This window comes from Kineosporia sp. NBRC 101677, from assembly GCF_030269265.1.
Taxonomy (GTDB): Bacteria; Actinomycetota; Actinomycetes; order Actinomycetales; family Kineosporiaceae; genus Kineosporia; species Kineosporia rhizophila.
In genome coordinates, this window is record NZ_BSTA01000002.1 from 561224 (window position 1) to 573059 (window position 11836).

General features: G+C 70.1%; 10 protein-coding genes. 6 read left to right on the forward strand and 4 right to left on the reverse strand.

Annotated features, from left to right (window positions below):
* Window positions 1-16 precede the first annotated feature (16 nt).
* The 3 genes from QSK18_RS08000 to QSK18_RS08010 are packed head-to-tail and all read left to right on the forward strand — an operon-like array spanning window position 17 to window position 3137.
* A complete protein-coding gene (locus QSK18_RS08000) occupies window positions 17-1393 on the forward strand; it encodes an ABC transporter substrate-binding protein (RefSeq protein ID WP_285617542.1) in 1377 nt (458 codons plus the stop codon).
* Complete coding sequence (locus QSK18_RS08005; RefSeq protein WP_232809427.1) at window positions 1393-2295, forward strand: carbohydrate ABC transporter permease; 903 nt, start codon at window positions 1393-1395, stop codon at window positions 2293-2295. The genes QSK18_RS08000 and QSK18_RS08005 overlap by 1 nt, the downstream gene beginning before the upstream one ends.
* On the forward strand, window positions 2292-3137 hold the full coding sequence (locus QSK18_RS08010) for a carbohydrate ABC transporter permease (RefSeq protein WP_232809426.1): 846 nt from the start codon (window positions 2292-2294) through the stop codon (window positions 3135-3137). Before QSK18_RS08005 ends, QSK18_RS08010 begins: the two co-directional genes overlap by 4 nt.
* 9 nt (window positions 3138-3146) lie before the next feature.
* On the opposite strand, the gene QSK18_RS08015 is transcribed toward QSK18_RS08010, so the two are convergent.
* Window positions 3147-4598 carry an amino acid permease gene (locus tag QSK18_RS08015; protein WP_285617543.1) on the reverse strand — a complete coding sequence of 484 codons (1452 nt, stop codon included), beginning with the start codon at window positions 4596-4598 and terminating at the stop codon, window positions 3147-3149.
* Between the two features lie 102 nt (window positions 4599-4700).
* Complete coding sequence (locus QSK18_RS08020; RefSeq protein WP_285617545.1) at window positions 4701-5693, reverse strand: cation diffusion facilitator family transporter; 993 nt, start codon at window positions 5691-5693, stop codon at window positions 4701-4703.
* Between the two features lie 216 nt (window positions 5694-5909).
* Between QSK18_RS08020 and QSK18_RS08025 the strand changes: the two genes are divergently transcribed.
* Window positions 5910-7907 carry a glycoside hydrolase family 26 protein gene (locus tag QSK18_RS08025; RefSeq protein ID WP_232809423.1) on the forward strand — a complete coding sequence of 666 codons (1998 nt, stop codon included), beginning with the start codon at window positions 5910-5912 and terminating at the stop codon, window positions 7905-7907.
* A 224-nt stretch (window positions 7908-8131) separates the two neighbouring features.
* Window positions 8132-8284, forward strand: a complete 153-nt coding sequence (locus tag QSK18_RS08030; RefSeq protein ID WP_232809422.1) for a hypothetical protein — start codon at window positions 8132-8134, stop codon at window positions 8282-8284.
* Between the two features lie 10 nt (window positions 8285-8294).
* Here the strand turns inward: QSK18_RS08030 and xylA are convergent, their stop codons facing one another.
* Window positions 8295-9485, reverse strand: a complete 1191-nt coding sequence (gene xylA, locus QSK18_RS08035; RefSeq protein WP_232809421.1) for a xylose isomerase — start codon at window positions 9483-9485, stop codon at window positions 8295-8297.
* A 113-nt stretch (window positions 9486-9598) separates the two neighbouring features.
* Here xylA and QSK18_RS08040 point away from each other — a divergent pair, with 113 nt between their 5' ends.
* Window positions 9599-10747, forward strand: a complete 1149-nt coding sequence (locus QSK18_RS08040) for an ROK family transcriptional regulator (protein WP_285617584.1) — start codon at window positions 9599-9601, stop codon at window positions 10745-10747.
* A gap of 17 nt (window positions 10748-10764) precedes the next feature.
* Here QSK18_RS08040 and QSK18_RS08045 read toward each other — a convergent pair whose 3' ends face one another.
* Window positions 10765-11799, reverse strand: coding sequence for an LLM class F420-dependent oxidoreductase (locus QSK18_RS08045; RefSeq protein WP_232809419.1), 1035 nt, complete (start codon window positions 11797-11799; stop codon window positions 10765-10767).
* Between the last annotated feature and the right edge of the window lie 37 nt (window positions 11800-11836).

The window sequence follows — 11836 nt, forward strand, 5'->3', positions numbered from 1 at the left end:
ATCGGCGGACGTGAAGATGCCTGACCGCAGAGTCGCGGTGGCCGTGGTGATGGCGCTGCTGTGCGCCGCCCTGGCCGCCTGCGCGCAGGACCCGTCGGCCGGTGACCTGCGCCGGATCAAGGTCTGGACGCTGGAGAACCTCTCCGACCGGTTTACCCGGCAGCAGGAGATGATGCGCGACTTCACCGCGCGCACCGGCATCCAGGTCGATCTGCAGGGGATCGACGAGGGGCAGCTGCCGCAGCTGGTCGTGCAGAGCGCCGCCGCCGGAACGCTGCCGGACGCGATCGGCGGCCTCCCGCTGGCGCTGGTCCGGCAGCTCGACGCGCAGGAGGTGCTGGACGCCGACGCGGCCGGGCGGGTGGTGGACCGTCTCGGCGAACCGACCTTCGCCCCCTCGGCGCTGGAACTGACCCGCAACGGCGACCGGCAGCTGGCCGTGCCCTCCGACGCCTGGGCGCAGGTCCTGGTCTACCGCAAGGACCTCTTCGAGCAGGCCGGGCTGTCCGCCCCGACGAGCTACGACACCCTGCGCCGGGCGGCCGCGGAGCTGACCGGCGACGGGCGCTTCGGCATCACTCTGGCCACCGACCCGGCCGACGTGTTCACCTCCCAGACCCTGGAGGCGCTGGCCCTGGGCAACGGCTGTCAGCTCGTCGACGCCGAGGGACAGGTGCGGCTGGACTCTCCGGAGTGCGCCACCACCTTCGGGCTCTACACCGAGCTGGCCCGGCAGTACTCGCCCAAGGGCATCCAGACCGTCGACACCACCCGCGAGTCGTACTTCGCCGGGCAGTCGGCGATGGTGCTGTGGTCCACCTTCCTGCTCGACGAGCTGGCCGGCCTGCGCGACGACGCGCTGCCCACCTGTCCCGAGTGTGCGGCCGACCCGGAGTTCCTCTCCCGCAACAGCGGGGTGGTCACCTCGGTCACCGGACCGCAGGGCGGCGAGGCCGGCACCTTCGGCGAGATCACCTCGTGGATCGCCGTGGCCGGGGCCAAGACCGGGCCGGCCGAGCAGCTGATCGAGTACATGATGTCCGACGCCTACCCCGACTGGCTGGGCCTGGCCCCCGAGGGCAAGTTCCCGGTCCGCAACGGCGACCCGGACGATCCGCAACGCTTCACCGACGAATGGGCCCGCCTACCCGCCGGAGTCGACCGCCGGCGTCCTCTGGTCGAGGTCTACGACGCCACCACCCTCGAGCAGATCAGCGGGGTGGCCGGGACGATCGAACGCTGGGCGATCACCCAGGACCAGGGCGAACTGCTCGGCGCGGTGGCGAGTCAACTGCCGCTGTCCCAGGCGGTCGCGGAGAGTGCGGCCGGGGGAGCCGATCTCGGGCCGACCGCGCAGGATGCGGTCGAGCAGGTACAGGAGGACCTCAGCTGATGGCCGTCCGCTCGCTCTCGGCCCGGCGCAATCGCGAGGGCTGGACCCTGGTCGTCCCCACCGTGGTCGTGGTCACCCTGGTGGTGGTCCTGCCGGTGCTCTGGAACGTGGTGCTCGCCTTCCAGGACCTCTCGCTGGTGACGATGCGCCGCACCGGCCTGTTCGGCCGGTTCACCCTGGAGAACATCACCGGCGTCTTCGGTTCCGAGCGGTTCTGGCGCTCGCTGTGGATCACCACGGTCTACTCGGTCGCCGCCACCGTGGGCTCGATCGTGGTCGGCCTGGTGGCTGCGCTGGCGTTCCGGCGCCCGTTCCCGGGCCGGGGGTTGCTGCGCGCCCTGATGCTGCTGCCCTACGTGGCCCCGGTGGTGGCCGTGACCTTCGTCTGGAAGGTCATGCTGGACGGCCAGTCCGGCATCGTGAACCACTGGGGCACCACCTATCTCGGGTGGGACGAGCCGATCAGCTTCCTCGGCACCCGCCCCTACGCGCTGATCACGGTGATCGCCTTCGAGATCTGGCGGTACTTCCCGTTCGCCTTCCTCTTCATCACCGCGCGCCTGCTCACCGTCCCGCGGGAACTCGAAGAGGCGGCGACGGTGGACGGCGCGTCGATCTGGCAGACCTTCCGGCACGTCGTGCTGCCGCAACTGTCCGGGGTGATCGCGCTGCTGGCGGTGCTGCGGGTGGTGATGACCTTCAACAAGTTCGACGACGTCTACCTGCTCACCGGGGGCACGGCCGGCACCCAGGTGGCCGCGGTGCGGGTGATCGAGACGCTGAACACCCGCTTCGACATCGGTGCGGCGGCGGCCGAGGCGCTGGCCCTGGCCGCGGTGCTGTCGGTGTTCCTGGTGCTGTACGTGACGTATTCGCGGCGCGTGGAAGGGCGGGAGGAATGAGCAGCCGGGTCTTCGGGGTACTGCGCTGGGTGGTGATCGCCGTCCTGGTCCTGGTGACCGCGTTCCCGTTCTTCTACATGCTGCTGCTCAGCGTCACCCCGATCAGCGCGCTGCTGCAGGACCCGGGCCGGCTCTGGCCCGAGCAGATCGACCTGGACGCCTACCGCGAGGTGCTGCGCCCGGTCTCCGACGGCGGCCAGGGCTTTCCCTCGCTGATGCTGAACTCCCTGCTCGTGGCGCTGGCCACGGTGCTGTTCACCCTGCTGTTCTCGGTGCTCGGGGCCTACGCGCTGGCCCGGATCCCGTTTTCCGGCCGGAACTGGCTGGGGGTGGCCTTCCTGGCCGTGTACCTGTTCCCGGCCGTGGTCCTGGCCGGGCCGCTCTACATCGCGTTCGCCCGCCTGGGACTGACCTCCTCGCTGGCCGGGCTGGTGTTCGTCTACATCGCGCTGACCGTGCCGGTCTCGGTGCACATGCTGCGTGGGCACTTCCGCTCGGTGCCGGTGAGCATCGAGGAGGCGGCCGCGATCGACGGCTGCGGGCGCTGGAGCATGCTCTGGCGGATCACCCTGCCGTTGTCGGTCCCCGCGATCATGTCCACCGGCCTGTACATCTTCATGATCGCCTGGAACGAGTTCCTGTTCGCCCTGCTCTTCCTCACCGGCGACCGGGACAACTGGACCGTCTCGCTCGGCCTGTCCCAGCTCACCAGCGGGGTCGAGGTGCCCAAGACCGTGCTGATGGCCGGTTCGGTGCTGCTGACCGTGCCGATCGTGGCGCTCTACGGCATCGCCGAGCGCACGCTGGCCGAGGGCGCCACGGCCGGAGCGGTCAAGGGCTGAGACTTGCGGTCAGGCCACCTCTTCGGGGTGGCTGCGCAGCCGTGAGTGCCGGTAGCCGTAGGCGAAGTAGATGATCAGCCCGAGCGCCATCCAGCCCAGGAACCGGATCCAGGTCTCCCACTCCAGGGTGCTCATCAGGTAGACCGAGAAGCCGATGCCGATCAGCGGCAGCACCGGATTCCAGGGCACCCGGTAGGCCCGCGGGAAGTCCGGCTGCCGGTACTTCAGGATGATCACGCCCGCGTTGACCAGGACGAAGGCGAACAGGGTGCCGACGTTCACCAGCTTCACGATCTCGCTGAGCGGGACCAGCGCGGCCAGGATCGCGATCAGCACCCCGAGCACCACGGTGAGCCGGGCCGGGGTGCCGAACCGCGGGCTCACCCGGGCCATGCCCCGGGGCAGCAGGCCGTCCCGGCACATCGAGTACAGGATGCGGGTCTGGCCGAACAGGATCACCAGGCAGACGCTGGTGATCGCGATCAGCGCCCCGAACGAGAGCACCGAGGCGGCCCAGCTGATGCCCGCGCCGTCGTCCAGCGCCGCGGCCAGCGGGGCCTCGCTGCCGGCCAGCTGGTCGCTGCTGGCCAGGCCGACCGCGCCGAGCGCGACCAGCACGTAGAACACGGTGCAGATGGCCAGCGAGGCGAGCAGGGCGATCGGCAGGTCCCGCTTGGGGTTCCGCGCCTCCTCGCTGCCGGTGGAGATCGCGTCGAACCCGATGAAGGCGAAGAAGATCACCGCGGCCGCGCTGACCACGCCGTCGCGGCCCTCCGGGGCGAACGGGGTGAGGTTGCCGCTGCTGAAGTTGGCGAACGCCACGATGATGAAGAAGACCAGGACCACCAGCTTGATGGCGACCATGACCAGGTTGGCGCGGGCACTCTCGCGCACCCCGAGCACCAGCACCGCGGTGATGGCCAGCACGATGACCACGGCGGGAAGGTTCACCACCCCGCCGTTCTCCGGCGAGGTGGCGATCGCGGTGGGCATCTCCCAGCCGAACGTGCTGTCCAGGAACTCGTTCCAGTTGCCGCCCCAGCCGACCGCGATACCGGCCACCGAGACCCCGTACTCCAGCACCAGGTCCCAGCCGATGATCCAGGCCACCAGTTCGCCGAGCGAGGCGTAGGTGTAGGTGTAGGCACTGCCCGAGATCGGGATGCTGGACGACAGTTCGGCGTACGAGAGCGCGGAGAACATGCAGGCCACCGCGGCCAGCACGAACGAGAGCACGACGGCCGGCCCGGCCAGTTCGGCGCCCTCGCCGATGACCACGAAGATGCCGGTCCCGATGGTGCCGCCGATGCCCAGCGCGGTGAGCTGCACCGGGCCGACGGCCCGTTTCAGCTTCTCGCCGCCCTCCTCGTCGGGCTGGGCGACCAGACTCTCCAGGGAGCGCCGGGCGAACAGCCCCGAGCGCATCCCCCCGGTTCCGCCGGCTGGTGACGTAGTGGCCATGGACCGCACCTCCAGAAATCTGGAATTACGTTCGGTTGTGCCCGGAAGACCCAGTAGTAAGCCTATGGACGTCCTTGCGCCACTCGGGTGCGCAGGTGGCGGTCAGGGGGTCAGGGACTTCTCGTCCGGTGAGGAGAGGCTGAGCACCGTGCCGGCCACCGCGGGGGAGGCGCTGATCCGGGCTTCCAGGGCCCGCAGCCGGACCGCCAGGTCCGACTCCACGTCGTCGCCGGCCAGGTCCACGTCACCGACCACGGTGACCGTGCGCGGGCCGACGATCTCGATCCGCAGGTAGGTGACCCGGCTGACCTCGGGCAGATCGAGCAGGGCCCGGATCACCTCCGAGCGCACCCGGGGGTCGGCCTCCTGGCCGACCAGGAAGCTGCGGTTGCGCTGGATCAGCACGACCGCCACCACGCCGAGCACCAGGCCGACCAGGATCGACCCGATCGCGTCGGGCACCGGCGAACCGGTGACCTGGTGCAGGCCGAGCCCGGCGGCGGCGATCACGATGCCGATCAGGGCGGCCGAGTCCTCGAAGAAGACCGCCCGCAACGTCGGGTCCGAGGTCTGCACGATGTGCTCGAACACGTCGCGCTGCATCGAGGCGGCCTCCGGCCGGGCCTGACGCAGCGACTGCAGGAACGAGGTGCCCTCGAGCAGGAAGGCCACGCCGAGCACCACGTAGCCCACGACGAAGTCGCCGGCCTCCTGCTCGGAGAACAGCTCCTGCACGCCGTGGGTGACCGAGACGGCGGCGCCGGCCACGAACAGCCCGAGCGCGGCGAACATCGACCAGACGTAGGCCTCGCGCCCGTAGCCGTGCGGGTGCGCCGGATCGGCCGGCCGCGCGGCCCGGCGGTTGGCGATCAGCAGGAAGATCTCGTTGCCGGTGTCCGCCCAGGAGTGGGCGGCCTCGGCCACCAGCGAGGCCGAGCCGGTGATCACCGCCGCGACCGACTTGGCCACCGCGATCAGCAGGTTCGCGACGAAGGCGACGATCACGGTGAGCGTGGACTCGTTGCCGCCGGAACTGTCGCCCGGTTCGAGGGGGAAGGTGATCGCGGCCTCGCCGCCGGGTGGTTCGCCGGGCATGGGGCAGGTCTAGCACGGGGGACTACTTCGTGCCCGGCAGGCCCGCCCGGAACAGGCGTATCTGGCTAGCCGTCACCAAACACTGACACTGAGTGGTGAAACTGTTCGAACTTGACCTCTCATTAAGATTCAGACAATTGATTGACTGCACCCTGTTACCTGCGCCAACTGGGCGTGGACGGCAACACAAGGCCATAGACAGGGGAGTGGCAAGGCGTGCTGACCAAGAAGGGGATGACCAAGAAGCGGGTTGTGGGGGCAACCGCACTGGTCCTGATCGCCGCGGCGATCGGGACGGTTCCGGCCGTCGCCGGCCAGGGGCCCGACGGGGACGAGAAGGTCGGATCGGCCGTCTCCTGGGCGAGCACCGACGGCGCCGCCTACATCTCCGACTACTCGGAGAAGCCGAAGAGCAAGAAGTGGCGGCGCGACCACCGCAACAGCACCGGTAACTTCCCCGGGCGCTGGCAGACCGAGGTGGTCGAGCAGGAGATCGAGCGGGAGAAGGCCCGTCCCAGCATCCCGCCGGTGGTCGGCACCGAGGCCGGTACCCATACCGAGACGGCCACCGAGACCCGTACCGAGACGGTCACGGAGGCGGCCACCCAGACTGCGACGCAGACCGAGACCCAGACGCAGACCGAGACGTACACGCCGACCGTCTCGGCCACGTCCGGTTCGGCCTCCGCGTCAGCGACCGGTACGGCGTCGGTCACGGCCGAGCCCACCCAGAGCACCGGTACTCCGGGCACGGGCGAGAGCACCCTTCCTCCGGCCACCGGCGGCGGAGCCGGCATCAGTGGCGTGTGCAACGGCATCCAGCCGACCGCAGGCGCCTCGGCCAGTTCCTCGGCGAGCTCCAGTGCCGGCGAGTCGGCCGGCGAGTCGGCCAGTGCGTCAGCCACGGCGTCGGCCAGTGAGTCGGCCCCCGCGCCGACCGGGGCCACGCCCACCGCCGCACCCACGTCGAGCGCCACGGCCGGTGAGAGCACCGAGTCGGCCGAGACGTCGCTGGTGGCAGCCCCTCTGGGATCGGAGGCGCAGCCCAGCGCCCCCGGCGTCGAGGTCGCCAACACGGCGGCGCCGGACGACGTGATGACGCCGTGCTCCACCACCAACCGGTCCGGTCTGCCCTGGGGCGGCAGCGGTCTGTACATGCCCGGCAGCAGTGCCGCCAACGCCGAGGCGTTCGGGGCCTGGCGGGGTGCGCCGGTCGACGTGGTGGTCGACTGGACCGCCCGGCAGAGCTGGGAAGACCTGATCAACCCGACGTGGATCTTCGACTCCTGGCGGGGCACCCCGTACATGAAGGCGATCGGTGTGGCGCCGGTGCCCGAGGCCGACGACAGCGCCACCATGGCCGGCTGCGCGGCGGGTCAGTACAACGACAAGTGGACACAGTTCGGCCAGAACTTCAAGAACAACGGCCTGGGTGACGCGATCATCCGGCTGGGCTGGGAGTTCAACGGCAACTGGTACAAGTGGAGCGCCCAGAACCCGCAGGAGTACGTCGGGTGCTGGCGGCAGATCGTCACCACGGTGCGGGCCGTGGCCCCGGACATGAAGTTCGACTGGACGGTGAACCGCGGTGTCAGCGCCGGTCTGGCCGACGCCACCCAGGCCTACCCGGGTGACGAGTACGTCGACATCGTGGGGATCGACTCCTACGACAGCTGGCCCGCCGGCAACACCGAAGAGGGCTGGCAGACGCACTACAACGGCGACTTCGGGCTGAAGTTCTGGGCCGACTTCGCCGCCGAGCACGGCAAGAAGCTGGCCGTGCCGGAGTGGGGCCTGTACCCGGGCACCGCGCACGCCGGGCAGAACGGTGGCGACAACTCGTTCTACATCAACAAGATGGTCGAGTTCTTCAAGAGTCTCGGCCCGAACCTGGCCTACGAGGCGTACTTCAACGAGGACGCCAGCTACTACGCGGGGGCCATCTTCGAGCCGAACCAGAACCCGATCGGTTCCGAGGCCTACAAGGCGCTCTACGCCGCGGCGCCCACCGGTGAGCAGGCGGACATCGAGGTGAGTGAGGGTTCCGGCGACTCCGCCGAGGGGGAGTCGTCCGAGACCCAGGCTCCCGAGTCGGGAGACATCCCGACCGACGCGGCCCGCTCGAGCGTCACCACCCAACCCTCCTGGAGCGAAGGCACCGAGTCGGGGACAGCGTCCTCGGATTCGGCGACCCAGCCCCCGGCCACCGAATAGGAGCAGACCGAACGAAAGGACGCCCCCGCTCGCGCGGGGGCGTCCGTTCCGGTTTGGTGCCACTTGGCTACAGAGAACGGGTTGTAGGTCAACCCGTTCGCCGCAATCGGGCCCCATCGCGCGGTTCGTTCGTGATTAGCCTTGGACGCGGTTCACCCGAGGCTGTTCACTCGAAGTCGAGGCAGATCATGCCCCGGTTCTTCTCGACGCGAGCGAGGTGTCGGATGGCTCTGCTGATCGCATTCATGGTTCTCACCGGCTGCGGCCTGCTCGTCCTGTACCTGCGCGACTCCTGGAGCAGTCGGCGGATCAGCCGGCGGGGCGACGAGTTCCTTAAGACCTTCGAGGGCACGCCGCCCGACCGGACCGACGACTAGCGGTGAGGGTTCAGGAGCGGGCGCCCACGGCGTGCTCCATGGCCAGCTGGTTCAGCCGGACGAACCCGAAGCCGCGCTCGGCCACGGCGTCCACGTCCAGGTCCTCGTAGGCGGACTTGTCGGCCAGCAGGTCGGCCAGGGTCTCGCCCTCGGCCAGGGTCGGCTGCGAGAGCTCCAGCACGCCGGAGTACTCCAGCGCCTCCTGCACCTCGGGGTCGGCCCGGAAGGCCTTGGCCCGCTCGGCCAGCAGCAGGTAGCTGGACATGTTGGCCGCGGCCGAGTCCCATACGCCCTGCTTGTCCTCGGTGCGCGAGGGCTTGTAGTCGAAGTGCCGCGGGCCGTCGTAGGTCGGGCCGCCGCCGGGGAAGCCGTTCTCGATCAGGTCCACGGTGGCGAACGCGGAGAACAGGTCGCCGTGGCCGAACACCAGGTCCTGGTCGTACTTGATGCTCTTCTGGCCGTTCAGGTCGATGTGGAAGAGCTTGCCCGCCCACAGCGCCTGGGCGATGCCGGTGGTGTAGTTCAGCCCGGCCATCTGCTCGTGGCCGACCTCGGGGTTGAGCCCGACGATGTCACCGTGCTGGAGCTTGGCGATCAGGCCGAGCGCGTGACCGACGGTCGGCAGCAGGATGTCGCCGCGCGGCTCGTTCGGCTTGGGCTCGATCGCGATCCGCAGCCCGTAGCCCTTCTCCTTGATGTAGGCGGCGACCGTGTCGATGCCCTCGGCGTACCGGTCGTGGGCGGCGTTCAGGTCCTTGGCGCTGTCGTACTCGGCGCCCTCGCGTCCGCCCCACATCACGAAGGTGTCGGCGCCCAGCTCGGCGGCCAGGTCGACGTTGCGGATCACCTTGCGCAGGCCGTAACGGCGCACCCGGCGGTCGTTCGAGGTGAACGCGCCGTCCTTGAAGATCGGGTGGCTGAACGTGTTGGTGGTGACCATCTCGACGGTGACGCCGGTCTCGGTCAGGGCGCCCTTGAACCGCTCGAGGATCTTGTCGCGGTCGGCCGCGCTGCTGCCGAACGGCACCACGTCGTCGTCGTGGAAGGTGACGTGCGCGGCGCCCAGCTCGGCCAGCTTGTGCACCGACTCGACCGGGTCCAGGTCGGCCCGGCTGGCGCTGCCGAACTGGTCCTGGCCCGGCCATCCGACCGTCCAGAGCCCGAAGGAGAAGCGGTCGGCGGGGGTCGGGGTACGCGTCATCGCGAATCACTCCAGTCAGTTCGAACGTCTTTTGTTGACGCCGTGAATTTATCCAGCTGTGACGGTAGGGTCAAGGCATGTCACCTCCGGTTGCGCCACTCAGGCAGGACTGGATGCGTGAACACAATCTGTCACTGGCGCTGTCGGTGGTGCTGGAGGCGGCCGAGCCGGTCTCCCGGGCCCAGATCTCCACGCTCACCGGGCTCTCCCGGGCCGCGGTGACCAACATCGTCGACCGGCTGGTGGAGACCGGCCTGGTACGGGAACTCGCACCGGTGGTGCTTTCTCGCGGGCGTCCCGCTGTACCCCTGGTGCCGGTGCGGGGAGCGGTGGCGGCGCTCGGTCTGGAGGTGAACGTCGACTATCTCGGCGTGCGCGCCCTCGACCTGACCGGCGAGGTGATCGCCCAGCGGGTGGTGCAGGGAGACCTGCGCGGTTCCGACCCGGCGGCGGTGGCCGCGCAGCTGGAAGAGGTGGCCCGGGAGGTGCGGGCCTCGGTGCTGGCCAAGGGGGTGCGGATCGCGGGCGCCACCCTGGCGCTGCCGGGCCTGCTCGACTCCTCCTCGGTCCTGCGCACCGCACCCAACCTGGGCTGGCGGGATCTCGATGCCCCGCAGCTGCTCCCGGCCGAACTGCTCGGCGGGGTGGCCGGTTTCGCGGTGGCCAACGAGGCCGACCTGGCGGCCCGGGCCGAGGTCCGGGCCCGGCTGAGCGAGAACGGCCGGCCCAGTTTCTTCTACGTCTCCGGCGAGATCGGGATCGGCGGCGCCCGGGTGCTGGGCGGCGAGCTCGCGGCCGGGCGGCACGGCTGGGCGGGCGAGATCGGGCACGTGGTGGTCGGTTCCAAGGGCACCTCGGACCTGATCCGGCTCGAGGACGTGGCCGGGCAGCATGCGTTGCTGAAGGCGGCGGGCCTGCTCGGGGCGCCCTTGGAAGAACTGCTTGCGGCCGTGGACTCCGGACAGGCGAGGGCGGTGACCGCGGTGCAGGAGGCCGGCCGGGCGCTGGGCATCGCGCTGTCGGCGGTCGCGCACATCTCGGACGTGGACGAGGTGGTGCTGGGCGGCACCTTCGCCTCGTTGTTCGACGTGATCGCCGGCCCGGTCGAGACCACCCTGGCCGAGCTGGTGGTGTTCAGCGACTGGGTGCCGGTCCGGGTGAGCCGCGCGCGGGCGGGCGACTACGCGGCGATGACGGGAGCGGCGTTCACCGTCATCGACCGCCTGGTCGCCCAGCCCAGCCTGTGGCTCTCCGCGTCCTAGGGCCTGACCCGGACGGCCTAGGGAAGCAGCCCGGCCAGCGTCTCGATCGTGGCCACCCGCTCCTCGTGGGTGCGGGCCAGCGGCTGGATCGAGAGGGTGGTCACCCCGGCCTCGTGCAGCGCCGAGACCCGTTCCGCCACCCAGCCCTTCGGGCCGACCAGGCCGATCGAGCGCAAAAGCTCGCCGGGCACCGCCGCGGCCGCCTCCTCCTTGCGCCCGGCCAGGTACAGCTCCTGGATGCGGTCGGCCTCGGCCTCGAACCCGTAGCGGGAGGCCAGGTCGTGGTAGAAGTTCTTGCCCTTGGCGCCCATCCCGCCCAGGTACAGCGCGAACTGCGGGCGCATGAAGTCGATCAGCGGCCCCACGTCCTCGCCGATCGCCACCGGGACCGGGACCACCACGTCCAGCTCGCCCAGCTGCTCGTCGCGCCGGGAACGCCCGGCCGCCAGCGCGTCTCCCCAGACCTCGGAAGCCCCTTCGGGCCGGAAGAAGAACGGCGCCCAGCCCTCGGCCAGCTCGGCCGCCAGCTCCACGTTCTTCGGGCCCATGGCGGCGATCAGGATCGGGATGCGCTCGCGCACCGGATGATTGATCAGCTTCAGCGGCTTGCCCAGGCCGGTACCCCCTTCCAGGGGCATCGTGTAGTGCTTGCCGGTGTGCTCCAGGCGCTCGCGCCGCCAGATCTGCCGGCAGATCCCGATGATCTCCCGGGTCCGGCCGATCGGGGCGTCGTAGGGCACGCCGTGGAAACCCTCGATCACCTGCGGTCCGCTGGCGCCCAGCCCGAGGGTGAACCGGCCGCCGGAGACGTGGTCCAGCCCGGCCGCGGTCATCGCCAGCAGGGCCGGGGTGCGGGTGTAGATCGGCAGGATGTTGGAGGCGATCTCCAGGTCGGGCACCTTGGCCGCGATGAAGCCGAGCTGGCTCACCGCGTCGAAGCTGTACGCCTCGGCCACGTAGACGATGGACAGGCCGGCCCGGCGGTAGTCCGGCAGCTGGTCCACCACCTCGACGAAGCTCTCGCTGTAGGACAGCGGCATACCGATCCGCACTCGGGACCTCCTGGCGTCGCTCGGAACGGGCTCTGAG